Source organism: Dyadobacter sp. 676, from assembly GCF_040448675.1.
GTDB lineage: Bacteria > Bacteroidota > Bacteroidia > Cytophagales > Spirosomataceae > Dyadobacter.
Map to the genome: position 1 here is coordinate 6,538,031 of NZ_CP159289.1, position 26,583 is coordinate 6,564,613.

A 26,583-nucleotide genomic window follows, 5' to 3' on the forward strand; every position below is an offset into this window, starting at 1 on the left:
ATGGTGTAATTGGCCTATTGTTTTAATCCAATCTATCAAATGAAGGTAGTCCAATTGTGATGAACGTGCTGTCGACCCTTATTGCGCCGGAAAAAGGCGGAAAGCAGCCGGTATATATTCAGATTGCCAATCAACTGATGGCGCTGATTAAAGACGGTACGTTGCAATCCGGCTATCGGTTGCTCAGTACCAGGCAATTGGCGGCGATCCTGAATGTGCACAGGCGAACGGTGGTGCAGGCCTATGACGAATTGCTGGCACAAGGATGGCTGGAAAGCCAGACGGGTAACGGAACGTTTGTGGCAAGAAATCTCCCCGACCTGCGACCGGTTCCGATCGCTTTGGACGGGGCAGGAGGCAGAGACCCGTTGAAAAAGGCAGGTTTTTCTTTTGACAGGCCCGCTCACCTGGACAGGGCGGTATTGAAAGCAAGCTCCCGGTTCCACCTCGACGACGGCTTCCCCGATCCGCGTCTTGCCCCGCTTGAAGATCTCTCGCGGGCGTATCGCAGCCAGTTATTGCACGGAAACTCTTATCAACGCCTCGGCTATGGCGATACCACCGGGGCCGGCTGGTTGCGACAGGAACTTTCCGCACATTTGAACGAAACGAGAGGGTTACGGACTTCGGTTGCCAACATACTGATCGTCAGGGGGATGATTATGGGAATGTACCTTGCCGTAACGAGCCTCGTCAAAGCGGGCGATTACGTGGTAACCGATTCGCCCGGATGGTTCGGGGCATCGATGAACTTTTTGCAAGCGGGCGCGCGCATACATTATGTGCCCGTGGACGCTCATGGTATGGATGTGGATGCGCTCGAAGAATTTTGCATGAAACAGCCCGTCAGGATGGTTTATGTAACGTCTCATCATCAATATCCCACCACCGTCGCGCTAAGGCCCGACAGGCGGATCAAACTCCTGAAACTGGCTGAAAAGTATGGTTTTGTGGTTTTTGAAGACGATTATGACTTCGATTTTCATTATCTCAGCAAGCCTCTTTTGCCTCTTTTCGGGGCTGATCAGGCAGGTATGGTGTTGTACTGCGGTTCGTTTACCAAGACGATCTCGCCGGCTTTTCGCATCGGGTATCTGGTAGGGCCGGAGGATGTTATCGCCCATTTGGCATCGCTGAGACGGATTATCGACCGCCAGGGCGATTCAATGCTTGAAAATGCAGTCGCTGAACTGCTTCAAACGGGCGTTATTCAGCGCCATCTCAGAAAATCGGTGCGGGTGTACAAGCAGCGCCGCGATTTTTTCTGCGAACTGTTGAGGACTGAACTGGCCGGTGCCATCCGGTTTGAAGTCCCGGACGGCGGTATGGCCGTCTGGGCCCGATTCGACCCTTCAATCGACATTCCCGAACTTGCTGCAAAGGCTGCAAAAAAGGATTTGTATTTTTCAAATGGTCAGATAGCGGGATATCCTCCCGAGTTCAGGAACTATATACGCCTCGGGTTTGCTTCTTCCGACCCGGGGGAACTCGAACAGAGCGTAAAGATTATCAGGGATTTATTATGATCAGAAAAATTATTGGCGCTTACAGGACGTCATTCAGCGGTTTAAGCAGGGAAACATGGCTGCTAAGCCTCGTGATACTGATAAACCGTTGCGGGTATATGGCCGTTCCGTTTATGAGTATGTACATTACCCAAAGCCTTCACCGGAGCATCGAAGATGCCGGCATCATCATCACACTTTTCGGAGCGGGTTCGGTTCTGGGCGCAATGGCGGGCGGGTATCTTACCGATAAACTGGGGTTCCAACCCGTACAGATCGGAAGCCTGATATCGAGCGGGGTATTCTTCGTCCTTTTCAGCCTCGTCAGCGACTTTACGGTACTTTGCGGACTGATCGTCGTCCTTAGTTTCTTCGTCGAGGCATTTAAGCCTGCTAACCAGACAGCCATCGCAGCCTACTCGGCACCCGAAAATCTGATTCGTTCCTACGCGCTCAACCGTTTGGCTACTAATATTGGTTTTGGCTTCGGAACGGGTGTAGGAGGGGTGCTCGCAGCTATCAACTATCATTTGTTGTTCTGGGTCGACGGTATGGTATATGTGCTGGCCGGGGTGCTCATTGTGCTGCTGCTTCCGAAGCGAAAACACGTTACCAGAAATGATTTTCCGCAAGATGCCGACGTGAGCACCGCCTCGCCCTGGCGGGATGCGTTTTTTGTTCGCTTCCTGGTGATGGTTACCTTATATATGCTGTGTTTCGTGTTGTTGTTCAGGCTGGTGCCGGTGTATTGGAAGGAGGAGATGGGGATTGGCGAATCGACCATCGGAATTTTGCTGGGAATGAACGGTTTGATCATCGCATTGTTTGAGATGGTGCTGGTCCGGAGCCTGGCCAACCGCAAGCCCGACTACATATACATGGTTTCCGGCCCGCTGTTCAGCGCCGTCGCGTTCCTGGCACTGGTTACGCCATACGTATTGCCGGTTGTTCTTGCCGTGGTGACGGTCGTGCTTTTTACAACCGGCGAGATGCTCGCGTTCCCGTATTTGAGCACGTTCGTCATGAACCGGGCCAGCGATCTGAACCGTGGGAAGTATTCCGCGGCTTATTCGGTGGCACAGGCTGTTGCCCAAATCATCGGTCCTGTAATGGGGGCCTACGTGGCCGGGCATTGGGGATACAGCGCGTTGTGGATTTTGCTTATCGTGATCAGCTGCGTATGTGCGCTGGGTTTCCGGCTGTTGTTTCAGCGGAAACTGGCGTTATGATTCAGGAGTGTCGGCCGTTTCCCCGCTTTTCTGGGCTTGTTCCAGTTGTTCTTTCAGGTTATTGATCCGGTCGGCTTCCAGTTCGAGCGCTTTACGCTGGAGGTCGATCAGATCGTCCTTTTTGATCATGATATATTGTTCCCGCGGTTCTTCGAGCATCGGCACTTCGCCTACCAGCTGGGCTACCGTCGTATCAAAGATTTCCGCCATCATTCTGAGCTCGGCAAGGGAGGGGTCGTTTCTTCCGGTTTCCCAGTTGGAGATCACCGCCTTGCCCGATTTCTTCAATGCTTTGGCCAGCTTGTGCTGGTTCCAGCCTTTCAATTCGCGGTATTTTTTGATGCGTTCGCCAACGATTGACATTAGTTAGAAGTTTAATATAAAAATACTTGACTATTGTATATTTTTTCTATACTTTTGTATAGTGCTTATGCATAGGAGTATGAGTAAAGCGCAAATTACAATTTTTTATCACACACCTATATTACCATGACAGAGATGCAAGCAAGAGTCTCCGAGTATGGCGGATTATCCATTAAGGAGCGCCTGTTAGTCAGGTTCATCAAGTCCCGAAACATTGTGGGCAAAAACTGGCGGGGGGCTCTCGCCGAGAGTGATCCTTTTTTCAACACCAAGCTTGGCGGGGATTACTTAACGTCAGTGGCACAGGCAGTTTCGGACAGCAGTCGCGGCAACGTCGACCGCATCGAAAGGGTTACCATCGCCCTGGAAAAGGTGGCAGGCATTACTCCCGTTCCAATCGTTTGAACAATTATTTTACGGATGATTTCACTTATTTTCCGGAAGTTAAAAATGGCTTCGGAGTAGGAGGATCATGGACCGAAAGCAGCTTTGGATTGCTGTGAGAGCCCTGGGCTCGTAGCGGCAGGCCATGTGTGGTACGTATTGCGGGTTCAATTATCCTGAACCCGCAATATCTGGTATCTGGTTGTTTCCACTGGCTGCGGAAGCGAGTATGCCAGTGTCGAAACCGTCGATACCGGTGTTGTTTTTGCGCGTCCAGCAGGCATGGATGTCGTCGGGGGGCCTTGTTTCCTGACCCAGGCGTTTAGCTCATTCCGTTCGCGGTGTGATCCATGATCGGTGTAACTATATCTGCCGCCCCTGGATGCGATAGGCGTTCAGGATGGCGAGCAGCGCCACGCCGACGTCGGCAAAAACAGCTTCCCATAATGTGGCGACACCGCCGGCACCGAGCGCCATTACTGCAATTTTAACCGCGAATGCAAGGGAAATGTTCTGGTAAACAACCGATTTTGTGATTTTGCCGATTTTAACGGCCGATGCAATGCGCGACGGCTGGTCATTCTGGATAACGATATCCGCGGTTTCGATCGTGGCGTCGGAGCCCAAAGCACCCATGGCTATACCCGCGTCGGCAAGCGCAATCACCGGCGCGTCGTTCACGCCGTCGCCTACGAATGCGATGCGTTTCCCTTGATTTTTAAGCTGTTGCACGATTTTGACCTTATCTTCCGGTAAAAGACCGCCATAGCTTTTATCGATGCCCAGGTCGCGCGCCACTTTCGCGACAACCGCATCTTTGTCGCCGGACAGCATAATGGTTGAAATACCCAATCCTTTAAGATCGGAAACCGCCTTCGCGGCATCGTCCTTTACCTGGTCGGCAATGAGGAAATGGCCTGCGTACATATTATCGATGGCTACGACCACAATTGTTTCCACAATCGCAGCGAGCTCGGGCGGGTAGTCAACCGAATACTTATCGAGAAGCCTGGTGTTTCCCGCAAGCACAGGTTTGCCGTCGATGAGGCCCTTCAGTCCATGCCCGGCTATTTCCTCTACTTCGGCGGGTTTCGTCAGTTCAACGTCTCCAGCGTATTCCACTACGGCCCTGGCGACGGGATGGGTCGAGTGGCTTTCCAATGAAGCGGCCATTCGGACAAACCGGGCCTCATCGACAGACGTCTCCACCTTCTGGACTTTGAAAACGCCTTTTGTGAGCGTACCGGTCTTGTCCGAAACGACCGTGTCGATCCTGGTAATAATGTCGAGGAAGTTTGCGCCTTTAACAAGAATGCCATTCCGGGAAGCCAGGCCGATGCCACCGAAGTAACCGAGGGGAATCGAGACCGTCAATGCGCAAGGACAGGCGATTACGAGGAACACCATTCCGCGGTACAACCATTGATCGAAGTCGTACGGGGCGACGAAAAGCGCCGGTGCCAAGATAATCAGCAACGACAGCAGGAAAACCACCGGCGTATAAATACGAGCCAACCGGCTGATCAGCAGTTGGGTAGGAGCCTTGCGGGCGCTGGCCTCCTGTACCATTTCCAGGATGCGGGATAGCTTCGAATCCCTGAAAAGCGCATTGACCTCTATCTCGACTGATTTTTCTGTGGAAATCATGCCTGCAAGCACCGTTTCGTTCTGAGCGATAACCTGCGGCTTCGGTTCGCCCGTCAGTGCCGCTGTGTTGAATATGCCTGATACCGAATGCATTGTCCCGTCGAGCGCGACTTTTTCTCCCGGCCTGACGAGGATTTTTTCGCCGATCCGGACATTCTCGGGCGCTGTTTGTTGCGGCTTGTCGTTGCGCAGGACCGTCACCGTATCCGGCCGGATATCAAGCAATGCCTTGATCGACCGTTTCGACTTGTTGACGGCGATGTCCTGGAAAAGCTCCCCGATTTCATAAAATATCATAACCGCGACACCTTCGCTGAATTCGCCGATATAAAAAGCGCCGAAAGTGGCGATGGTCATTAATGTAAATTCATTGAAAAAATCGCCCCGGCCCGCTTTACGGAATGCCAGTGCGACGGTTTTGTTTCCCGCGAGAAAATAAGCGACCAGCATCAGTCCGATTTCAGCAAAGCGCGGTAGCTGAATTCTGGCGATATAGGTCAAAACCAGAAATATACCCAGTATCAAAAGGCTGGTCCATAGCATCCAGCGGCTTTTCAGGATACTTGCGTCGCCGTCGCTACCGTGGTTGTGGTCTTCGTGGTCGTGTTCATGAGCATGCGTATGACCGTTGTGTTGGGTACGCGCCTTACCCGAGCAGCAGTCGTCATGACGTTGATGAGCGGAGGTTTTTTCGTCGAGTCTCATAATGCAATTATTCTGATTCAAAGCAATTGTCCTGCGTCCACATGCCCGGGTAGCGTTTCGCAGGATCATTGCAAAGGTAGGGTACAATACCGTGCAACAGGGTTACAGGTGCTGAAAATCAATTAATTGCAATATTGTTGCGAGTGTCATTTGTCTATCTTCCAGTCGATTGAGGACGGGGTCACCCAAAAAAGCACTTCGCATAATGCATTCAGTGATATCGGCATTTAACCAACTCTCCCAACTTGCGTAAGCCTGCGTCGATCAACGGGTTGTACGGAGCCCCAAAGCTGATGCGGATATAGTTGGAGAAACGTGCGTCGGTACTGAAAATCTGCCCGGGAGCGATGCTGATACTTTCCTGGATGGCACTTTCGAAAAGTTCGAAGGCATTGACGACCTTGTTCAGTTCGATCCACAATACATAACCGCCCTGCGGCCGTACAACCCTCGTATCGGGCGGAAAGTAGTCGCTGATCGCCTGCACATACCGCAGGCACTGGGTGTGCAGCGACTTTCGCAAGTGCCTCATATGCAAATCATAACGACCGGTTTCGAAGAAGTTCGCCACTGCGGCTTGTGTGGGTGTCGCCGATGAAACTGTGTGCAGGAGTTTGTTGCTCAACACTTTGTCCTTGAACCGGCCCGGCAGGCACCAACCCACCCGGTAACCTGGTGCCAATGTCTTCGAGACCGAGCCACAGAGCATTACCAGCCCCTTCTTGTCATAGCTTTTACAGGTACCGGGCCTGGTTTTGCCAAAATACATTTCCCCGTAAATGTCGTCCTCGATCAGCGGGATCTCGCGGGCTGCCAGCATTTCTACGAGCTGTTTTTTCCGGTGGTCCGGCATCAATGCGCCTGTCGGATTGGAAAAATTGGGTACGAAAAGCACTGCTTTCACCGGAACCGTTTCGAGTGCCTTTTCCAGGTATTCGAGATCGGCCCCTTCATCGGGATGGCAGGGAATTTCGAGGGTCTTCAGTCCCAGGCTTTTCATGATGTTGAAAATGCCGAAATAAATCGGGTTCTCGATCGCCACCGTGTCCCCGGGCTCCGTAACGGCTTTGAGGCAGAAAACCAGCGCTTCCATGCAACCTTGCGTCGTGACCACGTCGTCCGCGCTTACATTTCCTTTCCAGTTGAATGCGTGTTTCGCGATTTGCTGCCGTAATGCGCGATTTCCCTGTACTTCCTCGTATTGCGTGCAGCTGTGCGGACTTTTCCGCAGCGCTTCGAGCATTGCCTTGTTCAGTTTCGCCTCGGGAATGAGTTCGGCGGAAGGGGCCGCCACCGAAAGGCGAATGATCCGCTCGTGGGTCATCGTTTTGTAAACCGTCCGGATCATCTCGTCGACATTCGCCTTCTCGATCAGCGTATCCGGAGCAGCATTTCGAAGCCTTTCCGGCGCATTAAGCGGTGAATAGCGCACAAAATAGCCCGATTTGGGCCTCGCCTCGATGATACCTTTGTTTTCCAGTTCGACATACGCCTTAAATGCGGTGCTGAGGCTGATGCCCTGTTCCCTGCTTAATGCGCGCAGGGAAATGAGTTTGTCGCCCGCTTTCAAAATACCCTTTTCGATTTGGGCCGCCAGGCGGTCGGCGATCTGCGAATACAAAAAGTCTTCGCGAACGGTTTCTTCGGTCATTATTTCAGGAATTTGATCTGTTATGCTTTAAAATAACAAAAGTGAATCTGTTTTATTACAATTCACGACCGGAATTTTGTCCCGTTAAATCACAAACAGCTATGAAAAGTAATCTGACGGCCTATCTGGCACTCGCGATGGTGTGTTTCTTCTGGGGTACAACCTACCTGGCGGCGCGCATCGGCGTATCCGGTTTTCCCGCGCTTTTCTTCATGGGTTTCCGGAATGTGGTTGCGGGCGCTCTGTTGCTCGGGTTTCTGGTCCTGAAAAGAAGGTCGTTCCCATGGACAATGCGGGATATCGGATTGCAGCTGGTGCCCGGGTGGTGCATGATCACGTTCGGGACCGGCCTGGTAGGCTGGTGCGTTCAGTATATTCCCAGCGGGCTGGCGGCATTGTTGTATGCCACGGTTCCGCTTTTTACAATCCTGGTTAATGTCCTGGCGCGGAAAGAGGAGCGCATCAATGGGCACATCGCCGGCGGGATGATGCTGGGCCTCGCCGGTGTGATGCTGGTTTTCAGGGATAATCTGGAATATCTGGCCGAGCGAAAATCGTTTACAGGTATCTGCGTGACCCTGGCGTCGTGTGTATCCTGGTGCCTGGGTGGGTTATATACCAAGAGCTATACCGGCAGGACGGATTCGTTTTTCAATGCGGCGGTCCAGATGATGGCCGGTGGCGCCGGCCTGCTCGTGCTGAGTGCGCTCAACGAGGACTGGGTAAATCTCCCTGAAATGCAGGCACATTCCCTATATGCGTTCCTATACCTGGTCTTTTTCGGCTCCATTCTGGCTTATGCTTCATATCTGTTTGCCATGTCCAGGTTGCCGGCGGGATTGGTGTCGGTTTATGCCTATATCAATCCCCTGGTGGCACTGGTTTTGGGTTTTTTTATATTGGATGAAAAAATTACCTGGCTGACAGTCCTCGCATTTATCTTAACAACCGGCGGGGTATTTCTCGTAAACCGCGGGTATCAGCTGCAAAAGCGGAAAAATACACTAACCTTGCTAAACAGTCATGAATAAGGATACATTCATAACACTCTATTCGCGCGATATAAAGAGACTCCGGGCCGAAATTGAACAGTATCCTTCGGAATCTGCGCTATGGGCCCGGCTGCCCGGTACAATCAATACGGGCGGCAATTTATGCCAGCACCTGATCGGAAACCTGCGCACCTATGTGGGCCTTACGCTGGGAGGGCACGCATACACCCGCGACCGCGATGCGGAGTTCGGTCAAAGAAGATTTTCACGAGCGAGGATGCTGGACGAGCTTGAAACGCTAGAACGAATCGTAACCGGCGCATTGGAAGGGCTCGATGGCGGCAAAATGCTGGAAGAATATCCCCGCACAGTACTCGATATGTTTCCGGAACAGCCCGTCGGAGTAATTCTTACGCATCTGCTTGCGCATTTCTCGTGGCATCTGGGACAAATCAATTATCACCGGCGCTGGATTACGCAAGTACAATCAACACAACCATAACGAATATGCATTTGACAGGACAATCGGCACAATCCTTTGCAGAACAATGGATTGCGGCCTGGAACAGCCATAGCCTTCCGGCTATTATGGACCTCTATGCGCAGGAGATCCACTTCTTTTCGCCGTATATCATCAAACTGGGCATGAATAACGACGGAATGATCTCGGACAGGGGCGAACTCGAAAAGTATTTCGCAAAGGCGCTCATGGTTTATCCCGACCTTCATTTTGAGTTGCATGAAGTGCTCGCGGGAGCCGGTTCGGTGATTTTGTATTACGGAAGCGTGAACAACCGCATGGCCGCCGAAATGATGGAGTTCGACGATTCCGGTAAAATCAATTTGGTAAAGGCGCATTATGATCGGTAAGAATGTTTGAATTGTTTGAAAATGAACTGGGCAACCTGGATTCCATATTGGGCCGGGTAAAAGATAGCAGCCTGGAATTTCTTGAAAATCTGGCTGACCGGCCCACTTATATTGCCGACCAGTCGTTTGTTCCGGCCGGTTTGCCGGATGTCGGGGCGGGCGCATTGGCAAGTCTGGAAATATTCAGAAAACACTACGAAAAGCTGATGGTGGCGAGCCCTGGCCCGCGGTACTGGGGCTTTGTGACCGGCGGTGCAACGCCCGCGGCCATCGCCGGCGACTGGCTCACCGCGGTTTACGATCAAAACACGCAGAGTTCTCAGGGCGACGGCGACGTTTCGGCCATGCTGGAAAAGGAAACGGTCCGGTTGTTATGTCAGCTTTTGCATCTACCGGACAACTTCGTGGGAGGCTTCGTGACGGGCGCGACGATGTCCAACTTCACCGGACTCGCCGTGGCCAGGCAATGGGCCGGGGAGCGGACAGGCAGGGACGTTTCCCGGCAGGGAATGGCCGGCGATTTCGTGATAATGGCGGCCACACCGCATTCGTCGGTGATCAAATCGCTGGGAATGCTGGGGATTGGCAGCAATAACGTAGTCCGCATTGAAACCTCAGGCGGTAGGGAAGCGCTGGACCCGGACGATTTTGAGCGAAAACTCATCGAGAATCAGAGCAAGCCGATTATTGTCAATTGCAGTGCGGGTACAGTCAATACGGTTGATTTCGATGATATTGCGTTGATCGCAGCGTTGAAAAAGAAACACGATTTCTGGCTGCATGTCGACGCCGCGTTCGGAGGGTTTGCGGCCTGCTCTCCTTCGTACAGGTATTTGCTGGAAGGCTGGGAACAGGCCGACAGTATTACCATCGACTGCCATAAATGGATGAATGTACCTTATGACAGCGCCGTTTCCCTGATCCGGAAGGAGCACAGCAGGTTACAAGTCAGCACTTTCCAAAACTCCAATGCACCTTACCTGGGCGACCCGTCCGAAAATTTTTCCTACCTCAATTTTCTTCCGGAAAACTCGCGCCGCTTCCGTGCGTTGCCGGCTTGGTTCAGCTTGATGGCCTATGGCCGCGGTGGTTTCGAATGGATTGTCGAAAACAGTATCGCCCGTGCCAGGGAGCTGGGTGCCTACATCGAAAACAGTACGCATTTCGAACTGCTCGCACCGGTACGGCTCAATGTCGTGTGCTTTCGCCTCAGAGATGATATCGAAAAAATGTCGGATTTTCTGAAAAGGATAAATCGCAGGGGAAAAGTTTTTATGACGCCAACTTTGCTATCGGGGCGTCCTGCCGTGAGAGCTGCGTTTGTTAATTATCGAACGGCAGAAGAGGATATTAGAATCGCTATTCGGGAAATGGAAGAAGTATGGAGGGAACTGTGAAATTCGTTCTTAAAGCTGTACATTGATTCCCGTTACAGTTTTCTGGATTATACATGCTTCGTCTATTTTCAACCGCAGCCATTCTGCTGGCCGGCTTGTCATTGTTTGAATGCAAGCCGGCCCGTTCCTCATTGGCGGTGAACCAGGTTCCAAACTACAATCCACAATCACCGGACCACATACTCTTTCTGAATTTCCGTATTACCGGAGCCGTTTCGGGGAAGGAAGAGGTGCAGCTTGTGAGCGCCAGTGCCGGCGATGGCCGGATGAAAGACATTGCCCGGCCGGTGCATTCCCCTTACCAGATCAAAGCTATTCCCCGTTTCAAAACCGGGGCTGCGGGACGCGAAATGGCTTTCGAGCATCCATTGTTCAGAAATGCCGAAGTAAGCGATCCGGAAGGGCACATCCGGCATGTTGACGTTACAGCCCGCGAGGGCAATTTGCTGATCCGCCTGCAACAGCAACCAGGACTCAACCAATTGGAGCTTTTCAGTGTCAGTCCCGGAAACGGAACTGTAAAAATCTACACCCTCGATTTAAATTAGCTATGAAAAGGATCTTTATCACACTATTCATCATCTGCATTGGTGCAACGGCATTTTCCCAACATTACCAGGTAGATACGCTGTACAAAAAAGGACCGTTGGATAACCGGATCAACATCGTGGTCCTCGGGGACGGTTTCACTGAGGAGCAAATGCCGAAGTTCGCCGACGAAGCGAAGAAGTTTGCCGATTTTTTTCTCGGTTACAGTCCTTATGACGGCTACCGTGATTATTTCAACTTCTTCGCGATCCGGACGCCATCGAAGGAAAGTGGCGTGACCAATCCGGGAACCGCGCCGGATGCTTACAAGGACCAGCCTGTCGAAAAAAAAGATACTTTTTTCGGAGCTTCGTTCGGGAAGTCCATACACAGGTTAGTCGAAGTCACGAAGCCGGACGTGCTTTATAATCTCATGTCAACGCATTTTCCCGCATACGACCTTATCGTGGTGCTTGTCAACACCGGATACTATGGCGGTTCGGGAGGGATGATCTCCGTGCATACATTACACGAGTCAGCCAACACCATCGGGGTGCATGAAATCGGGCATACGTTCGGGCGCCTGAGCGACGAGTATTGGGCCGGTTCCATTTATGGCACCGAATCCGCGAATATGACCGCCAAAAGTGATCCCGCATCGGTAAGATGGAAAAACTGGCTCAATCATCCGCCCATCGGTATTTACAAGCATGGCCTGGACGGCGACGCGGCCAAATGGCACAAGCCGGCCAACGGCACTTGCCTGATGGAATATCTCAGCCAGCAGTTTTGCGCGGTTTGCCGCGAGGCAACGATAGAACGGCTTTTGGAACATATTAACCCCATCGAAAAGGTCGAACCGGATACTGCCGGCAGGGTGGACGTGAATGTAACCCGGACGTTCAGGCTGGGGCTGCTAAAACCGGACCGGAATACCTTTGAAGTGAAGTGGAGCCTGAACGGGAGGCTGTTGGATGCCCTCGGCGCGGAAGTTACATTGGAAAATATCGAAGTCCCGGATTCGGCGGTGCTAACCGCCTCCGTTTTTGATAGCACTGCATTCAGCCGGCGCAGGGACGCACGTTCCATGCGTACCCGGACGGTAAGCTGGGAAATGAAGTCGTCGGTTCCCGCCGAGTTCAGAATTATCACGTCTGTGGATTCGGTGTGCGCAGGCGACGAGGTTTTGCTCACCGCTCTGGGGTGTCCGGTGACAGCAAGCTGGTCCACAGGCCAAACGGGCAGATCCATTGCAATCAAACCGGGGCAGACAACCCGTTATTCGGCGTCCTGCAAGGTGGAGGGGGCGGCTGCAAAAACCGCGGAGGTGTCCGTCAGGGTAATGCCGCCACCCAATGCGACAGCCGCCAACGGGGGGGCCTTACCTTGTTGGTGATACCATCGAACTGACAGCGACAGGGGGCGAGAGTTATTTTTGGCGGGGACCATTGTTTTTTAGTTCCGATTTGCCGCATGTTTCGCTTTTCGGCGCATCGCCGGACCAGGGAGGGCTTTATGAGGTCGTGGTGACAGATGTAAACGGTTGTTCCGCCATTGCGTATACAGAAGTAAAGGTAGATCCGGTCCTCTCCGCGCCAGGAGGTCAGGACGTGACCGTAATTGTTTCGCCTAACCCTGCGAGAGATTACATTTCTGTCGAAACAAGCCTGGCGGGAACGTCAAATATCAAACTATATGATAAAGCGGGTCGGGAAATGCTTTCGCGGTTCTTTGAGAAGCATGCGGATATTAAGCTGAATATCGGGGCGGGCATCTATTCGTACCGGTTCACGAACGGGGGAAGGGAAGTTTCAGGAAAGGTCGCGGTTCAGTAGCGTCGGAATTAGGGTGACAGTTTTAAATACACACTATAATTATATAAATCATGAAAGGATATTTTCTGATCATTTGGTTGCTATGCACGACGACCAGCGCGTTCGGGCAGCATTATCGGGTCGACACACTTTACAAAACGGGCCCGCTTGATAACCGTATTAATGTCGTCATCCTGGGCGACGGCTTTATGCAGGAAGAAATGCCGAAGTTTGCCGCCGAGGCTAAAAAATTCAGCGACTTTTTTCGGTCCTATGAGCCTTTTGATCGCTATCGCGATTATTTCAACTTTTTCGCAATCCGTACCCCGTCGAAAGACAGTGGTATCACCAATCCCGGCACCGCACCGGATGCATATCCTGACCAACCAGTTGAAAAGAAGGAAACTTTCTTCGGCGTTTCTTTTGGCGAACAGATTCACAGGCTGCTGACAATTACAAAACGTGAGGTGTATTCAGATCTGCTTGCTTCCCATCTTCCAGCCTACGATCTGGTTATTTTACTCGCGAATACCCGCTATTATGGGGGTGCGGGAGGCGGAGTTGCTATTTTCAGTCTTGAAGAGCAGTCGAATAATATTGGCGTACATGAAATAGGGCACACACTGGCCGATCTGGCTGATGAATATTGGCAAGAGCCCTACGGTTTTTATTCGAGAGAGGGACCAAACATCACAGCGAATGGTTCCACGAATACAGTGAAATGGAAAAACTGGCTCAATTCTCCTCCAATTGGCGTTTATCAATATGGTAGCGAAGGAGAAGCAGCGCGATGGTACAAGCCTGCGCAGGGCACCTGTTTGATGGAGTATATAAATAATGGATACTGTGCGGTGTGCCGTGAGGCAGTGGTTGAACGGATTTTAGGACTCGTTAGTCCCGTAGACCGAGTTAGCCCGGATACGTCCGCCGCGATTAAGCTTGACAAGGAAGTGGCCTTCAAACTGCATATGCTGAAACCCAGCCCGAACAGCCTGAGGATAGAATGGATTTTGAATGGGAAACGCATTTCGCTGAACCGGGACGAATTAATTTTTAAACCCCATCAGGTACCGGACGGCTCGGTATTGACGGCTACCGTATTCGACTCCACAGCGCTGAGCAGGAGGAATGGCGCGGGAAATCAGCGTACGAAAACCATCCACTGGACGTTACGATCTGCACTTCGCGGGGTATTTGAAGTGGTAGCCTCGGCGGACACGGTTTGCGCAGGCGACACAATCACGCTCACAAGCTATGGTTGCGCCGGCAAGCTGCGTTGGTCAACAGGGCAAAGCGCACGATCTATTTCTGTGGCGCCGTCCGGGGCTGCTATTTACAAAGCCGAATGCAAAACCGACGATAGCCCACCGCTGACTTTCGAAATACCGGTAACCGTTTTGCCGCTACCAGAGGCAATCGCCGGTAATGGAGGCCCGTATACAGTCGGGCAAACGGTGGTATTGACTGCGTCTGGTGGAGAAGCATATCGGTGGAGCGGACCGAGAAATTTTACCGCGAATACAGCGACAGCATCGATACCGGATGCTGGCATATATAGTTCAGGTGTTTACGACGTGAAAGTCACTGGTGAAAATGGCTGCTCAAAAACGCTCCAAACGGAGGTTAAAATCGAACCGGTTTTATCGGTAGATCATGAGCAGAGATGGTTGAATATATCTCCTAATCCAGCAAGGAACCTGATTAGGCTGGAGACAAGATTGCCGGGTGAATCAAGAATCGTTTTTTACGATCAGGCAGGCAGGGTGGTTTTGTCAAAGCAATTTCAATCAAAAACGGAGGTTATAATCGACGTACCTGAGGGGATTTACATTTACCGGTTTACAAATGGCAGCAGAGAGGCACAGGGAAAAGTAGCTGTTCAGTAAGGTATCAAACGCAAAAAGCCTCCATTCCGGAGGCTTTCATTTCTAAACCAGTGCCGACTTGGGTTTGCGGCCCACTTTCGTGCGGTTGCGTATCTTATCGGGGCGGGGTCGGATTTCTTTGTCCTGAAAATACAGCTTTAAGGATTCGATGATAATGTCTTTTTGCGTGAGGCCTTCCCAATAGCCGTAATCCTTCATATTCTCCATCAGCACATAATCGCAGTCGAAAGTAACTTTGGTAGGGGCTCCCTCGGCGACTTCGGCTACTGCCTTGGTTGCTGTGGGCTCGTCCTGTACTTCCGGTACCAGGGGTAGGGGTGCAAAATCAAACTTTCTCTCCTTTGCCATACGTATCAGTTATTTATTCGTTCGAGTATTTCTTTTGTTAACTTATAATAATCTTCTGCTCCGTTGCTTTGTGGCGCGTAATCGAAAATCGTCGTACCGTTCGCCTGTGCTTCCGACAATGCGATGTTGTCGCGGATGTACGCCTCCATGAAAACCTCGCCGAGCTGCTCACGTGTCGCCATAATCAGCTCGTGACTGATTTTCTTCCGGATCTTCGGATTGTAACGTGTCGCGAACACGCCGCCGAGGTTGGTGCTTGGGCTGATCTTTTTGATCTCCGCCGAATATACCAGGAAGTTCCGCAAACCCTCGTAGCTCAGAAACTCCGCCTGCAACGGCACATAATACTGGTGGCAGGAAACCAATGCCAGCCTCGTATTTCCGTACAGGGCAGGAGGGCAGTCGATGATCACGAAGTCGTAACGGTCCTTCACTTTTTCCAGCGCGATCTTAAGGTTGAACGGAAAAACCGGAGCCGACTTGATCGTATCTTCCCGGTGGATCATTTCAGCTGATCCGGGCAAAACATCAATATCTCCAACACGCTTGACGATCTCATCAAATTCGTATTCGCCGGTGATGAACGAGCCGCTGTCCTTTTTCAGCCCGGCATGGTGAATGCCGAAACTTTTGGTAAGGCTGGCTTGCGCATCCAGGTCAATAACCAACACACGTGCATTGGCAAATTTGCTGAGACCGGCAGCAATACTTTGGGCAGATGTGGTCTTTCCCACACCGCCTTTGTTGTTGACAATACTGATGATTTTCATTTAAAAGTATTATAAGTATAAAAAGTTAATAGTTTATTTCGCGTCCGATACGTAAATAAACGTAAAATATTTTTATCCCTAATCCTTGTAAATAAAAAGTCTTAAAAGTTTTTGTCGTTGTAAATGTATCGATCATTTTAAATGAATAAAAAGTATTAAAAGAATTTTTTTATAAATATTTTACAATGAGTTGATTTTGAGATGTCTGTAAAAAGACATCACCCCTAGCGAAGTCGAAAGGGAATGCGACGAGGTTATCGTATTTACCATCCGACTGCGCTAAGGGCGACGCCAAGGTTCACAAAAAACTTTTACACCGCCGGATTAGGCGCATTCGCAGGCGTTACGGCAGCGAGTTTCGCTGCAACATATTTGTGAATGCGATACATCAACAACGCCGTCACGATTACCGCGAACACCACTACATCGCCCAGCAGCGGGTAGTTCTCGATAAAGCCGGAGCTCGTTTCCGACACGATAAATCCAGCCAGTAGCGATGCCAGCCCTCCCGCGATTTGCTGGATCGAGGAATTGATTCCCATATAGGCGCCGCGGTCCTGCGGATCGGGGACGGCCGTCATCAATGCCGAAGCGGAGATCATCCGGCCGGTGATACCAACAAAAAGCAGGACGTTCAAACCGATGATGATCCAGAGCGGCGTTACACTCAGGTTACAATAAATGAGGGTCATCACGCAGGTGATCGTCGACCCGAAAAGGAACACTTTGTACTTGCCGATCTTGTCGCTGAGCTTCCCGATCATAGGGCTAAATACGAGCATCGAAATACCGGTCACCATATATAGCGTAGGAAGCGACGCTTCGGCAATGCCGAGGTTATGCACCCCGAAGGCGGTACCGAACGGCATGAGCATGAAGCCGCCTGTTGCAAGGAGGGCTGTTGCCGCAAAGCCTTGCAGATAATCGGGGCGCGAGAGCGTCTTGCCCAGGTGCTGGAACGCATTTCCTTTTTGCGGAAGTTTTAAATGCGCATCGATCGGCTTCATTTGCGTCACGATAAGCACCCCGACGATCAGGCCCAGCCCGACAATCATTAAAAACGGCGCATGCCAGCTGAATTTGTTAGCCAGGTAAAGGCCGATCGGAATACCTAGTACCTGACTGCTCGCAAATGCCATTTGTACAAATCCCATCACGCGCCCACGCACGTTGATAGCGAACAGATCCGTGATAATGGCAAAGCTGATCGAGCCGATGACGCCACCGAAAATCCCTGTAAATACCCGCGCCGCAAGCAGGAAATGGTAAGTCGGCGCTATCCCGCACAGGAAAGTTCCGATCAGGAAGCCGACATAAAAGAAAAGGAGCAGCTTTTTACGGTCGAACTTGTCGGCAAAACCTGCGGTAAGCAGGCCGGACGCGCCCGCGCTGAACGCGTACGCGGATACCACGAGACCAAACTGACTGGTCGTAATGGATAGTTTGTCGAGCAGGATATAGCCCAATGGCGAAAGCACCATGAAGTCGAGCACAACCGTAAATTGCAGAGTGGCTAAAAGGGCTATGATGAATTTTTCATAGCCGGTAAATGTGGGTTTGGTTTCTGACATAAAGTTGGATTTTGTGAATTTTCAGTCTGTTAATTCTTCGCATGCGTAGCCCGCGCGCCTCACCAGCTCGATCATGGGCGCGCATTGCGCATGTGTGGCTTCAATCCGCAACACCTTGTCGATATCGGCCAGGTCGACATTCCATTTCAGGATATCAGGGCAGTTATCCAGCATAGCCGCAACCGATTTGACTTGTCGTAGATTATTGATGTTGGTTTTGAAAACCAGCACGAACACGTCGGTGATTTCATCGTTTTTCATGGCAAACAAATTGGGATGCAGACCGGTTTCAGCCAAACCGCTAAGGTTTTAATGCTTTTAGTACCAATCCGAGTGTCAGGTTGATTTTCTCTTCATCGAAAATAAACGGAGGGCGATCGGGCATGCTTTTGCCGGAAATATGGAATTTGACGAGCTGATAAAGCGGGGCAAAGGCAACCGACCAATATATTTCAACCGGCAGCGGGACGATTTCCTTTCGCTCGATCGCGTTGTGTACAAACCGTTGCATTGCCTGCAAAAAGCGCGTATCTATCGTCGAACGCTCCACCAGCGGCGAATGCTTCACCTGTTCCATAAACGCCATGCTGTATGGATTTTCCAGGCAATAGTTCATTCGGTTGATCCACTGTCTTTTCAGGCCTTCGTCAAAATGCGCGTCCGGGTCAAAGTTCACCAACGTGGCATCCGACATTTTACGCGATTCTTCGGTATAAAGCTGTTGGATCAGATCTTCCCGGTCTTTAAAATAAATGTAAATCGTGGCAACGGAAACGCCTGCCGCCCTGGCCAGTTTGTGCATGCTTAGTCCGTCGAAACCGTGTTGGACGATGAGTTCAATGGCTTTCTCGCGGATTAAGGCTTCTTTGTTGGTGTCTCTGATTCTCAATGTAATAGGTCATATTTGTAATGCAAATATAAATGAACGTTCGTTTATTTATAGTTTTGTAACTGAAAAATTCCCCAAAAGGCGGATTAGTAAGTTACTATTTGTCTTAAGTGATGCTCCATATGGTCGACGTAGTCGTCAAAATACCATTTCAGCGTATGTGGCTGGCCATCCCTGCCCACGCCTTTTCGCGCAAGGTTTTCAGGCGTGATCGCCCCGGCAACAGCCGACAGGAGCAGATTGTAATTTTTCCAGGTCGCGATCAGTTGTTCGACCGGAATATCGTTATATCGGCTAAGCCACACCCAGTCGTTCTGGTTATAGAAAATTACAGGCTCGTGCTCGGCCTGGATCCTGATAAACCGCTGATGATTATTAGCCGCGCTGTCGATCAAATGGCCTAGAATTTCTTTTTTACTCCACTTTTCCGGCGCCGGTTTGCTTTCGAGTTCGGCGGCGGGAACGGCTTCTATGCGCTCCGGGATGTGTTGACAGAGCCAGATTAAACGGTCGATAGCTGCGCTGATGTCCATGGTTTCAGGAGTGGTCGGTGACTATAAAATTTTCGATTACCTTTTTGTTGTATCCTTTGTAGCCTCCCTGGAAATCCCGCCCCGCTACGGCTACGAAGTCGGCCATCCGTTGCGAGTTGAGCTGTTCCAGAAGCATCTGGTAATCGCCGTCATATTTAATAAAATAACCTGAATAAACAGTCACATCCGGGTTTTCATATAATATGAAATTAGGTTTGCGGTTAATCGGCGAGAAAATGATCTTCCTGCCAAACGCATTGTCAAGCCCCTGCGCACGCCCGAATGCATACCAGGCCACTGCATTAGGTTTCCCGTTATCACGACGATCCAGTTCGGATTTTACTTTAAGCAAATAGGAATATGTTTGAGGAAATTCCGCTTTAAGCGTTTCTTCGGGGATAATGCGCTGTTTATCAGACTTATCTTTCCGGTAAGGGAAGAGGATGTATTCCGTGACCGGATCATCGGCGCTTTTCAGTTTGGAGCCTTTGATAACCGGTTTCAGCAACTGTTTTTCAAGGTGTGTAAAAAAACCGTTTTTGTTTTTAGCATAAACCACGCCATTCTTTTCGCTGATAATACTGAAGAGATAACAGCCGTCGGCTAATGTCGTTAGTCCTACCGAGATTTTACAGATATCGCCCAGCCGGCGCCCCCGCGGCGTTGTTTGCTCATGCATGGACAACTGCCACGGAACATCCTGGCTCAATTCGAGGTAAGGAATGTTACGTCCAAGGTATTCGAAGCGATTATTGAGGCAATGCTCAAACCGAAAGCGGTCACCAGGCTCACTACCAAATACTGTGATTGCGGGGTAGGTGGAAGCGGCTCCAAACACAGGAATATCGCGGTAATTGGTAATATGTTTCAAATTCCGGTGCTTATAAAAGTGCATGCGCAATGGGGCACCCGATTCCGACACGAGGTATGAGTTGGGAGTTATCAGCCCGCATATGCCGTTGGGGTTCAGTAGCTTCGTTGCCAACTGGAAGAAGGCGATGAACGCGTCCGTAGAACCCGTTCTGCAAAACGAGTAGTGTTTCTGGATGTATTTTCGTTGGGGTTCGGGCAAATGCTGAATGCGGATATAAGGCGGGTTCCCGACGATTATGTCGAATTTCTCCCGGGAACGCCATTGTTTCAGGGCGTCGCATTTGCGTAAATTCCAGTTTACGCTGATTCCCAGAGGTGCGGTCAGCGCATCCAGATTTTCGCGGCATTGCTGCAAGGCATTTTTGTCGATATCCCAGCCATGTAATTGTTGCAGCCTCTCAACCAGCTGCTCCGCCGGGGTGTTACCGATGATAAATTCGGCCATCGGCACCAGAAACCTTCCGTCGCCGCAGGCTGGATCGAGCATTGTCTTGCCCGTCAGATCATCCTCGTAAAAACCGCAATGCCCCAGAATTTTCTCAACGATATGAAGCGGCGTATAAATCTGGCCCAGCAATTTTTTCCGCGCGTACATGCGTGTTTGTGAAGCCATTGTCAGAAATCGATGCCGGGTTTCTTGTGGAATGCTTTTATTACAAATTGAGACGGCGTTATTACCTGGATATGTTTGGCATAAGGTTCAAAATCCGACACATTGGAAGTAATCAAGTAATCACAACGCTCTATTACTGCCGCTGCATATTGAAAGGCATCTTCCAAATCCTTAAAACCGGCAGACAAACCTTTGGTAAATACCATTTTATCCGAAATACAAATATTGAGAAACGAAAGATAGGCTTCAAGCCTGGCACAAAGCGCTTTTCCATGTATCCCGTTTTTGTTCATGACATATACAAAAGTATACAATGAACCCGGTGAAATGAAAACCGGAATCTGATCTTTTCGTGCTTTGAATAGAATGTATGCAATTTCAAGCGGTTGACCTGTTTGCCTTTCCAGCGCGTGGTCGATTAGCCCATTGGTATCAAGAAAAATCCTCACGAACCCAATTTCTCGGCGATCATTGTCCTTTTGATTTCGTCGTCAGTCAGGCGGCTTAATGGCCCTTAGCGCATCCAATGAGCGCAAATGGCAGGGAATTTCTGAATTCTTCTTTTTCGGTCATGTTGGCATTTTCATAGGTAGGTTTGAAATCTTCAAACCCTGCGTTGTGCCTCTCCTCCGTTTCAGGATATTGATTGCGCTGATTTTTAAAAACAGTTGGCGCACTTTGGCTGGATCTTTTCTGATTTTTCATAAGTTGATGAGCGAAATAGTTTATATATGTCGCAAAATATATCATTTCAACGCGCATAACCGGAATCCCTTTATCCTGCGGAGTGAACCGGTTATCACAGGAGGTGCGATGTGTGAAAACGGCACTTCATAGGTGGGTTCGTCGAACTTAAATGTGCTGCCGTCCGCCCGCGTGCGCCTTGCACCGGAAAGGTAAAGTGTCCCGAGTTCACCGTTTTCCAAGGCCTGCTTGTCGATGAAACCGAGCAGGGATGCAATAGTTCCCTCGCTCACGGATTGGTGAAATGAAATACAGAAGTAATGCGAAGTTTTAGAGCCCGGTTTATGAAGTTGCGAAGAAGGGATATTCAACACGTAATCGCCAGCAAGCGTGCCCGAGCGGCGTTTCATGGATTTGATATCGACGGCGAATTCTTCGGTCTCTGAACGGATTAGGAAGTCCTGGCCCCAATCCTGACCGTCGATGGCGCCAAAGGAGCGGGACGGTCGCGGAAAATGGTAGCAGTCTGCGAAGACGACTTCCCCCAAGGTACCCGTGAAGCGCATCATGCGCGTCTGCGCGAGGCGGTCCGCATTTTTATCCCAAATGTTCGAAACACGGTGGTGTTTTATCGAATGGTCAACGAGCTGTCGGGCAAAAAGCTTCTGCTCGTTGCCGACGGAGATTTGAATATAAGTGCCGTTGTTCAGAACAATTTGCTCCATGCAAACCTGATGGCCAGCAAGGTGAGTACAAAACCAATTAAAATAACGGAAAACGGAACGTAAGTGAATGCTACTAAGTGGATTCGGTCGAAAAACCACATCACGCCGATGAGCGCGGCAATTAAGGTAAGAAATCCTGAAATTTTCCCAAAACCGGGAATGAGCGAGAACGGGATCTTGCTTTTGATCAACATCAGAGTGAGCGCCATCGAAACAATGGGCAAAAACTGCAAAAAGATGTTGGCTTGCCAGATGCTCTGGCGCTCGAAGAGAAAAAGGTAGATGTTAAGGGTAACCGCGAAAATACCCGGAATGCAAACCGCGTAAACGAGGATTGCATAAATAATGCTCCAAAACTTAATATCCCGGCTTCCGTCCGCTGCCATGCCAACCACCCATGCGGTAAATGGCAATATCAAAAAAATAAACTACCGCAGGCCAGGGGTTCGACGACACGGAAGTGAAGAATTGTTGTAGCGTCATTTTTTGAAGGAGGAAAGGGAGGAAAGGAGGAAGGAGGAAATTTTCTTCTTCCCTTTCCTCCTTTCCTTCCTACAAATTAAAGACCAAGTAAAAATCCGATCGTAAAATTGGCGTCCCAGTCGAATACGAATTGCTGGCAGCCGGTTGCGTCGGTAATGGCTTTATAAATGTTAACCCCGGCTTTGGATTTCGCGTTTGTCAACTTGGAATAGGCCAGGGGAGCCGCGAGCGTCGTATAACGCTCTTTGCCTTTACGTACTTCCTTAGCCATCTCGAAAGGCACACCGCCGATGATAAAGCACGTATTACGCAGGTTGGCGGGCACTTGCTTCGCCTTGGCGCTAACTTCCTGGTACACTTTCGAATCGTCGGTGCCGTCCTGGAAGTACTTCGCCCCGTAGGACTCCAGGGCCGAGATCTTACCGCCGCTAATCCAGGAGATTTTCGTGTTACCGGAACCGATGTCCACTACAAATGCCTTGTCGGCGTATTCGGTCGGAAGAACGGATTTTAACGCCAACTGACCTTCCTGTTCAGGGGTTACCTGGTTCACCACATAGCCGAGCGACTTCAGAACGCGGGTAATTTTGGTGGTAACTTCGGCTTTGGCGGCACCGGAGCTCACAACGAAGTGAATGTCCTTACTGCCCACGCCGTAATCCAGCATTGTACCGATGTACTTTTTCAAACCGATACGCACATCTTCGTCCGTGGCCATATTCTCTGTCACCAGGCTGTTCCCGAATTCCGATTTTTCGAGTTTCCAGCGTTTTTCCTTATCGACCGTAATGATAAAAGAATTAAAACCGCTGGCGCCAAGTTCTACCACACCTTTGAGTTTGCCGTCTACCGGTGCAGGCGGCGTGTAGGTGAACGCGCCCGTCCCATCGCTGGCAGCTTCGCTGGTGGAAGAAGTACCCGGATCAGAGGCGGTGCTTTCAGATCCACTCGTTGTGGCTTCTGTCTCAGGGCTTTGGGCCTGGTCTTCGGCCATCTGGTTCAGGGCCTTTTGTCCGCCGAAGTATTTGTACCCGACGAATAGGGCCCCCAAAATAAGCGCAGTGATGATCAACCGGCCGGCAACTGTTAGTCTTTTCATGTGTTATGGTCTGTAAATTGGAAATATGAAGCGAATAAATGAAGATTTATCAATCGAGTAGCCCTTTATAGCTCGAATCTTTCGGCGTATCTATCGAACGGGGCGCGGACTGGGGCGAATCGAGCTGGATCAGTTTGAACTGACCGGAGTTGTAGGCTTCCAGCATTGCCTGACCTTTGTCCGATAACAAACCATTCTGCACGTCCACCGCATTGATAAAGTCCAGCGACAAATCCATCGCACGTTTCATCTCTCCCAATTTCTGGCTCATGTCGTCCTGAATGTATTCCATCGATTCGTCGAAATAGAACTTTTTGTCAGGGTTGCCCTTGAAAATGCTGATAGCCGTACGCAACGCATTGGAGCTTTCCTTTACAATTCTATACTCGGCTTCTTTGAGTTTTACCTTTATTTCGGTTTCTTTAATAATGTAATCTGCGCTCTTGTTTACTTTTTCCATAAATTCCAGCACAGTTTTCATATTGCGCTGCAAAGGCAGGAGTTTTTCGTTCATTTCCTGCAAGCCCGCCCCTTCGATGGTTGCAAGGGAAGCTGTTTCCTTCATACCCGGGCGGTCGAGCATGGTGCTGGCTTTGTTCGCTTCGGCAAATTTCTGCTTGATGCGCTCGTTGTTCTCGTTGATGTTCTTATTCAGCTTTACCAGTTGCCCCGCCAGGGTGTTGATCTGCCCCTGCATTTTCTCACGCTTCTCTTTCAGGTCGTCAATGTAAATTTTCATGATGGCGATCGGATCGAGCTTGATAATGAGCCCGGTAATGCTGCGCATCAGCGATTTGAACAGAAAGAATGCCGCGGTACGAACGTCCTTGCTTGTCAGCAGAAATATCACCACGGCCAGTATCGCCATCAGGAAGCCGAGGTATAGGGTATTCTGCGTCACTTCGATCAGGAAAGCTGCGATTTTATTCCAGAAATAGAGGACTACAGCCCCTATACCTCCCAGGAAAAGGAGTGAAGTAATGCCTTCCGGTCGGCTCCAATAGGACCTTTTGGAGTTATCCTCCTGCGGGCCGCCGATCTGGGTGAAATCCGGTGTTGCCATTTGTGATTTAGTTGTCAGGTTTATTGAAGATATTGATTGATTTTCGCGAGATCAGCTTTAATCTGCTCCACGAAGCTGAGGTAGGTCGTTTCGAAGCTATCTCTATTGGTATTGATTTTTGCCGTCTGCTCCGATATTTCGCCCGAAATCTGTCCCAGCCGGTTTTTGTTTTCTTCTATTTTCTTCTGTAAATCAAGAATTTGCTGTGCATATGCCGCATTCGCTTCTTCCAGTTTCTGATGCTCGTCCTGCAATGCGCCCACGCGGTCCTTGATCGCCTTTTCGACATCTTTCAGGAATGCGTCCCGATCCCTGCCCAAAATGCCCAGGTATTGGTCGGCAGAAGTTCTTAGGACCGCGGTTTCTTTTGCGCCGCCCATCGCCTTGAAACTCGCCCAGGCCGCCTGAAACTGCTTTTCCTCACCCAATCCAAGGCCTTCCATACTCTGAAGCGCCTGCTTGTATTCGAAATAGTCGGGTCCTGGCAGGTTTGCCTTTTCCAGCAGATTGACAAAGTGCTCTACAAATTTTTTGTCGATCTGACCCGTTTCCGCCGCGTTCGTAACCGTGGCCGGTGCAGCAACTGGTTGGGACGGTTCACCGGCCACGGCGGGTCTGGCGTCCGGCCTTCCGGGGGCCGGCCTTCCAGGGGCCGGACGGACGGGAGTAGAGGCCACCTCGTCGATATCCTTGATAAAAAAGCTGAGTATCTTTTTACCAATACCCGGTTCAGAGTCTGCCATAGGGATATAAAGTGTTAAGGTTCATTGTTTTTGTCGGATCAATATTACTAAAATTCAGAGGATTTCATAGGGGGCGATGTTTACCAATGGCGCCCTGCGTTGATGAAGCCGCCGAAATTTTGGATGAATTCTTGAATGCAGCCCGTTTTTTACGGATGTTTGCCAAAAAACTAAGTCCTTATGCTCAAATTAGGTTTTAATAGTGCAATCCTGGCCGATTTCGGCTTCGAACACGTCGTACATTTCGCTGGGAACAATGGGTTTTCGTGTATTGAAATGATGTGCTGGCCAGCTGATAATACCGACAGCCGCCGGTATGCCGGCGTGACCCATATCGACGTCGACAACCTCACCGAACAGAAGGTCTCGTCTATTAGGCACAATCTGAAAGAAGCCGGGGTGTTCATTTCAGCACTGGGCTACTATCCCAACCCGTTGGACCCTGACCCGAATCGTTCGGAATACTATATAGAGCACATCAAGCAGGTGATCCGCGCCGCGGCGAAGCTCGACATCCCCGTCGTGACCACATTTATCGGGCGTGATCCCTCGAAAAGCATTAAGGACAACCTGGCCCGCTTCGCCGACGTGTGGCCCGCCATTGTAAAGGTGGCCGGGGAAAACAATGTGAAAATCGGCATCGAAAACTGCCCGATGTTCTTCACGGACGATGAATGGCCGGGAGGCAAGAACCTGGCGATCAGCCCGGCTGTCTGGGACAGAATGTTCGAGATCATACCCGATCCGTTATTCGGGTTGAATTACGATCCCTCTCATATGATTTGGCAAATGATGGACGAATTATTGCCAATTTATAATTATAAATCAAGGCTCCATCATATTCATTTGAAAGACGCAAAAGTTTATAAAAGTAAATTAAATAATGTGGGGATCCTGGCTAACCCGCTGGAATACCACTCGCCTAAACTGCCTGGCCTGGGCGATGTGAACTGGCGTGGCTTTTTCGCGGCATTGACAGACGTGCGCTATCGCGGCCCCGTGGTGATCGAAGTAGAGGACAAGGCCTATGAAGGTAATATTACGGATGTAAAAAGCGCCATTTTGACCAGCCGGAATTATATAAACCAGTTTTTGGGCTAGAACTTCGGTCAGGTTTCGTAGGAGCCGGATGTACAATAAAGCAATGGCGTGATGATTATCCTCATCACGCCATTGCTTTATTGTTTATGCACAGTGTGCCGGGTAACCTCAATAATT

General features: G+C 50.4%; 29 protein-coding genes. 12 read left to right on the forward strand and 17 right to left on the reverse strand.

The window, feature by feature from the left end; genetic code table 11:
- The first annotated feature begins 59 nt into the window (after positions 1 to 59).
- Both ABV298_RS28750 and ABV298_RS28755 read left to right on the forward strand, forming a co-directional pair.
- Positions 60 to 1,526, forward strand: coding sequence for a PLP-dependent aminotransferase family protein (locus ABV298_RS28750; RefSeq protein ID WP_353723267.1), 1,467 nt, complete (start codon positions 60 to 62; stop codon positions 1,524 to 1,526).
- Positions 1,523 to 2,734, forward strand: a complete 1,212-nt coding sequence (locus ABV298_RS28755) for an MFS transporter (RefSeq protein ID WP_353719572.1) — start codon at positions 1,523 to 1,525, stop codon at positions 2,732 to 2,734. Before ABV298_RS28750 ends, ABV298_RS28755 begins: the two co-directional genes overlap by 4 nt.
- On the opposite strand, the gene ABV298_RS28760 is transcribed toward ABV298_RS28755, so the two are convergent.
- On the reverse strand, positions 2,729 to 3,097 hold the full coding sequence (locus ABV298_RS28760) for a helix-turn-helix transcriptional regulator (protein ID WP_353719573.1): 369 nt from the start codon (positions 3,095 to 3,097) through the stop codon (positions 2,729 to 2,731). The two genes, ABV298_RS28755 and ABV298_RS28760, sit on opposite strands and share 6 nt — an antisense overlap.
- Positions 3,098 to 3,232: 135 nt before the next feature.
- On the opposite strand from ABV298_RS28760, the gene ABV298_RS28765 reads away from it, so the two are divergent.
- Positions 3,233 to 3,502, forward strand: a complete 270-nt coding sequence (locus ABV298_RS28765) for a hypothetical protein (protein ID WP_353719574.1) — start codon at positions 3,233 to 3,235, stop codon at positions 3,500 to 3,502.
- Positions 3,503 to 3,844: 342 nt separating this feature from the next.
- Here the strand turns inward: ABV298_RS28765 and ABV298_RS28770 are convergent, their stop codons facing one another.
- Together ABV298_RS28770 and ABV298_RS28775 are read right to left on the reverse strand one after the other, a co-directional pair.
- On the reverse strand, positions 3,845 to 5,833 hold the full coding sequence (locus ABV298_RS28770) for a heavy metal translocating P-type ATPase (RefSeq protein WP_353719575.1): 1,989 nt from the start codon (positions 5,831 to 5,833) through the stop codon (positions 3,845 to 3,847).
- Between the two features lie 211 nt (positions 5,834 to 6,044).
- The gene (locus tag ABV298_RS28775) at positions 6,045 to 7,484 is read right to left on the reverse strand and encodes a PLP-dependent aminotransferase family protein (protein WP_353719576.1); all 1,440 of its coding nucleotides are present in this window, start codon (positions 7,482 to 7,484) and stop codon (positions 6,045 to 6,047) included.
- A gap of 101 nt (positions 7,485 to 7,585) precedes the next feature.
- Between ABV298_RS28775 and ABV298_RS28780 the strand changes: the two genes are divergently transcribed.
- The 8 genes from ABV298_RS28780 to ABV298_RS28815 are packed head-to-tail and all read left to right on the forward strand — an operon-like array spanning position 7,586 to position 14,971.
- On the forward strand, positions 7,586 to 8,515 hold the full coding sequence (locus ABV298_RS28780; RefSeq protein ID WP_353719577.1) for an EamA family transporter: 930 nt from the start codon (positions 7,586 to 7,588) through the stop codon (positions 8,513 to 8,515).
- Positions 8,508 to 8,978, forward strand: coding sequence for a DUF1572 family protein (locus ABV298_RS28785; RefSeq protein ID WP_353719578.1), 471 nt, complete (start codon positions 8,508 to 8,510; stop codon positions 8,976 to 8,978). Before ABV298_RS28780 ends, ABV298_RS28785 begins: the two co-directional genes overlap by 8 nt.
- Before the next feature lie 5 nt (positions 8,979 to 8,983).
- A complete protein-coding gene (locus tag ABV298_RS28790) occupies positions 8,984 to 9,346 on the forward strand; it encodes a nuclear transport factor 2 family protein (protein WP_353719579.1) in 363 nt (120 codons plus the stop codon).
- Between the two features lie 2 nt (positions 9,347 to 9,348).
- Positions 9,349 to 10,743, forward strand: a complete 1,395-nt coding sequence (locus ABV298_RS28795; protein WP_353719580.1) for a pyridoxal-dependent decarboxylase — start codon at positions 9,349 to 9,351, stop codon at positions 10,741 to 10,743.
- Positions 10,744 to 10,796: 53 nt separating this feature from the next.
- On the forward strand, positions 10,797 to 11,291 hold the full coding sequence (locus ABV298_RS28800) for a hypothetical protein (protein ID WP_353719581.1): 495 nt from the start codon (positions 10,797 to 10,799) through the stop codon (positions 11,289 to 11,291).
- Positions 11,292 to 11,293: 2 nt separating this feature from the next.
- Complete coding sequence (locus tag ABV298_RS28805; protein ID WP_353719582.1) at positions 11,294 to 12,667, forward strand: M64 family metallopeptidase; 1,374 nt, start codon at positions 11,294 to 11,296, stop codon at positions 12,665 to 12,667.
- Entirely contained in the window at positions 12,627 to 13,106 is a 480-nt protein-coding gene (locus ABV298_RS28810) for a T9SS type A sorting domain-containing protein (RefSeq protein ID WP_353719583.1), read from the forward strand. Before ABV298_RS28805 ends, ABV298_RS28810 begins: the two co-directional genes overlap by 41 nt.
- A gap of 50 nt (positions 13,107 to 13,156) precedes the next feature.
- Positions 13,157 to 14,971 carry a M64 family metallopeptidase gene (locus ABV298_RS28815; RefSeq protein ID WP_353719584.1) on the forward strand — a complete coding sequence of 605 codons (1,815 nt, stop codon included), beginning with the start codon at positions 13,157 to 13,159 and terminating at the stop codon, positions 14,969 to 14,971.
- A gap of 42 nt (positions 14,972 to 15,013) precedes the next feature.
- On the opposite strand, the gene ABV298_RS28820 is transcribed toward ABV298_RS28815, so the two are convergent.
- The 14 genes from ABV298_RS28820 to ABV298_RS28885 form a co-directional block, all read right to left on the reverse strand.
- Positions 15,014 to 15,319 carry a hypothetical protein gene (locus tag ABV298_RS28820; RefSeq protein WP_353719585.1) on the reverse strand — a complete coding sequence of 102 codons (306 nt, stop codon included), beginning with the start codon at positions 15,317 to 15,319 and terminating at the stop codon, positions 15,014 to 15,016.
- 5 nt (positions 15,320 to 15,324) lie between these two features.
- Positions 15,325 to 16,089 (reverse strand): ParA family protein, encoded by a 765-nt coding sequence (locus ABV298_RS28825; protein ID WP_090152530.1) that lies wholly within the window; start codon positions 16,087 to 16,089, stop codon positions 15,325 to 15,327.
- Positions 16,090 to 16,400: 311 nt separating this feature from the next.
- Positions 16,401 to 17,660 (reverse strand): MFS transporter, encoded by a 1,260-nt coding sequence (locus ABV298_RS28830; RefSeq protein ID WP_353719586.1) that lies wholly within the window; start codon positions 17,658 to 17,660, stop codon positions 16,401 to 16,403.
- Between the two features lie 21 nt (positions 17,661 to 17,681).
- Complete coding sequence (locus ABV298_RS28835) at positions 17,682 to 17,921, reverse strand: hypothetical protein (RefSeq protein WP_353719587.1); 240 nt, start codon at positions 17,919 to 17,921, stop codon at positions 17,682 to 17,684.
- A gap of 40 nt (positions 17,922 to 17,961) precedes the next feature.
- A complete protein-coding gene (locus tag ABV298_RS28840; RefSeq protein WP_353719588.1) occupies positions 17,962 to 18,549 on the reverse strand; it encodes a helix-turn-helix domain-containing protein in 588 nt (195 codons plus the stop codon).
- Between the two features lie 86 nt (positions 18,550 to 18,635).
- On the reverse strand, positions 18,636 to 19,082 hold the full coding sequence (locus ABV298_RS28845; RefSeq protein ID WP_353719589.1) for a DinB family protein: 447 nt from the start codon (positions 19,080 to 19,082) through the stop codon (positions 18,636 to 18,638).
- 4 nt (positions 19,083 to 19,086) lie between these two features.
- Positions 19,087 to 20,568 (reverse strand): N-6 DNA methylase, encoded by a 1,482-nt coding sequence (locus tag ABV298_RS28850; protein ID WP_353719590.1) that lies wholly within the window; start codon positions 20,566 to 20,568, stop codon positions 19,087 to 19,089.
- Between the two features lie 2 nt (positions 20,569 to 20,570).
- Positions 20,571 to 21,017 carry a PIN domain-containing protein gene (locus tag ABV298_RS28855; RefSeq protein ID WP_353719591.1) on the reverse strand — a complete coding sequence of 149 codons (447 nt, stop codon included), beginning with the start codon at positions 21,015 to 21,017 and terminating at the stop codon, positions 20,571 to 20,573.
- A gap of 55 nt (positions 21,018 to 21,072) precedes the next feature.
- On the reverse strand, positions 21,073 to 21,273 hold the full coding sequence (locus tag ABV298_RS28860) for a hypothetical protein (protein WP_353719592.1): 201 nt from the start codon (positions 21,271 to 21,273) through the stop codon (positions 21,073 to 21,075).
- 41 nt (positions 21,274 to 21,314) lie between these two features.
- Positions 21,315 to 21,977, reverse strand: a complete 663-nt coding sequence (locus tag ABV298_RS28865; RefSeq protein ID WP_353719593.1) for a hypothetical protein — start codon at positions 21,975 to 21,977, stop codon at positions 21,315 to 21,317.
- Complete coding sequence (locus ABV298_RS28870) at positions 21,959 to 22,390, reverse strand: hypothetical protein (protein WP_353719594.1); 432 nt, start codon at positions 22,388 to 22,390, stop codon at positions 21,959 to 21,961. Before ABV298_RS28870 ends, ABV298_RS28865 begins: the two co-directional genes overlap by 19 nt.
- A 146-nt stretch (positions 22,391 to 22,536) precedes the next feature.
- Complete coding sequence (locus ABV298_RS28875) at positions 22,537 to 23,559, reverse strand: hypothetical protein (RefSeq protein WP_353719595.1); 1,023 nt, start codon at positions 23,557 to 23,559, stop codon at positions 22,537 to 22,539.
- A 49-nt stretch (positions 23,560 to 23,608) separates the two neighbouring features.
- On the reverse strand, positions 23,609 to 24,622 hold the full coding sequence (locus tag ABV298_RS28880) for a hypothetical protein (RefSeq protein WP_353719596.1): 1,014 nt from the start codon (positions 24,620 to 24,622) through the stop codon (positions 23,609 to 23,611).
- Positions 24,623 to 24,642: 20 nt separating this feature from the next.
- Entirely contained in the window at positions 24,643 to 25,365 is a 723-nt protein-coding gene (locus ABV298_RS28885; protein ID WP_353719597.1) for a hypothetical protein, read from the reverse strand.
- A gap of 180 nt (positions 25,366 to 25,545) precedes the next feature.
- On the opposite strand from ABV298_RS28885, the gene ABV298_RS28890 reads away from it, so the two are divergent.
- A complete protein-coding gene (locus ABV298_RS28890) occupies positions 25,546 to 26,466 on the forward strand; it encodes a sugar phosphate isomerase/epimerase family protein (RefSeq protein ID WP_353719598.1) in 921 nt (306 codons plus the stop codon).
- Positions 26,467 to 26,583 lie beyond the last annotated feature (117 nt).

Bases quoted from the DNA above. Each gene is read 5' to 3' on its own strand.
- ABV298_RS28750 (WP_353723267.1), top strand. From the start codon at position 60: ATGAACGTGCTGTCGACCCTTATTGCGCCGGAAAAAGGCGGAAAGCAG.
- ABV298_RS28755 (WP_353719572.1), top strand. From the start codon at position 1,523: ATGATCAGAAAAATTATTGGCGCTTACAGGACGTCATTCAGCGGTTTA.
- ABV298_RS28760 (WP_353719573.1), bottom strand. From the start codon at position 3,097: ATGTCAATCGTTGGCGAACGCATCAAAAAATACCGCGAATTGAAAGGC.
- ABV298_RS28765 (WP_353719574.1), top strand. From the start codon at position 3,233: ATGCAAGCAAGAGTCTCCGAGTATGGCGGATTATCCATTAAGGAGCGC.
- ABV298_RS28770 (WP_353719575.1), bottom strand. From the start codon at position 5,833: ATGAGACTCGACGAAAAAACCTCCGCTCATCAACGTCATGACGACTGC.
- ABV298_RS28775 (WP_353719576.1), bottom strand. From the start codon at position 7,484: ATGACCGAAGAAACCGTTCGCGAAGACTTTTTGTATTCGCAGATCGCC.
- ABV298_RS28780 (WP_353719577.1), top strand. From the start codon at position 7,586: ATGAAAAGTAATCTGACGGCCTATCTGGCACTCGCGATGGTGTGTTTC.
- ABV298_RS28785 (WP_353719578.1), top strand. From the start codon at position 8,508: ATGAATAAGGATACATTCATAACACTCTATTCGCGCGATATAAAGAGA.
- ABV298_RS28790 (WP_353719579.1), top strand. From the start codon at position 8,984: ATGCATTTGACAGGACAATCGGCACAATCCTTTGCAGAACAATGGATT.
- ABV298_RS28795 (WP_353719580.1), top strand. From the start codon at position 9,349: ATGTTTGAATTGTTTGAAAATGAACTGGGCAACCTGGATTCCATATTG.
- ABV298_RS28800 (WP_353719581.1), top strand. From the start codon at position 10,797: ATGCTTCGTCTATTTTCAACCGCAGCCATTCTGCTGGCCGGCTTGTCA.
- ABV298_RS28805 (WP_353719582.1), top strand. From the start codon at position 11,294: ATGAAAAGGATCTTTATCACACTATTCATCATCTGCATTGGTGCAACG.
- ABV298_RS28810 (WP_353719583.1), top strand. From the start codon at position 12,627: ATGCGACAGCCGCCAACGGGGGGGCCTTACCTTGTTGGTGATACCATC.
- ABV298_RS28815 (WP_353719584.1), top strand. From the start codon at position 13,157: ATGAAAGGATATTTTCTGATCATTTGGTTGCTATGCACGACGACCAGC.
- ABV298_RS28820 (WP_353719585.1), bottom strand. From the start codon at position 15,319: ATGGCAAAGGAGAGAAAGTTTGATTTTGCACCCCTACCCCTGGTACCG.
- ABV298_RS28825 (WP_090152530.1), bottom strand. From the start codon at position 16,089: ATGAAAATCATCAGTATTGTCAACAACAAAGGCGGTGTGGGAAAGACC.
- ABV298_RS28830 (WP_353719586.1), bottom strand. From the start codon at position 17,660: ATGTCAGAAACCAAACCCACATTTACCGGCTATGAAAAATTCATCATA.
- ABV298_RS28835 (WP_353719587.1), bottom strand. From the start codon at position 17,921: ATGAAAAACGATGAAATCACCGACGTGTTCGTGCTGGTTTTCAAAACC.
- ABV298_RS28845 (WP_353719589.1), bottom strand. From the start codon at position 19,082: ATGGACATCAGCGCAGCTATCGACCGTTTAATCTGGCTCTGTCAACAC.
- ABV298_RS28850 (WP_353719590.1), bottom strand. From the start codon at position 20,568: ATGGCTTCACAAACACGCATGTACGCGCGGAAAAAATTGCTGGGCCAG.
- ABV298_RS28860 (WP_353719592.1), bottom strand. From the start codon at position 21,273: ATGAAAAATCAGAAAAGATCCAGCCAAAGTGCGCCAACTGTTTTTAAA.
- ABV298_RS28865 (WP_353719593.1), bottom strand. From the start codon at position 21,977: ATGGAGCAAATTGTTCTGAACAACGGCACTTATATTCAAATCTCCGTC.
- ABV298_RS28875 (WP_353719595.1), bottom strand. From the start codon at position 23,559: ATGAAAAGACTAACAGTTGCCGGCCGGTTGATCATCACTGCGCTTATT.
- ABV298_RS28880 (WP_353719596.1), bottom strand. From the start codon at position 24,622: ATGGCAACACCGGATTTCACCCAGATCGGCGGCCCGCAGGAGGATAAC.
- ABV298_RS28885 (WP_353719597.1), bottom strand. From the start codon at position 25,365: ATGGCAGACTCTGAACCGGGTATTGGTAAAAAGATACTCAGCTTTTTT.
- ABV298_RS28890 (WP_353719598.1), top strand. From the start codon at position 25,546: ATGCTCAAATTAGGTTTTAATAGTGCAATCCTGGCCGATTTCGGCTTC.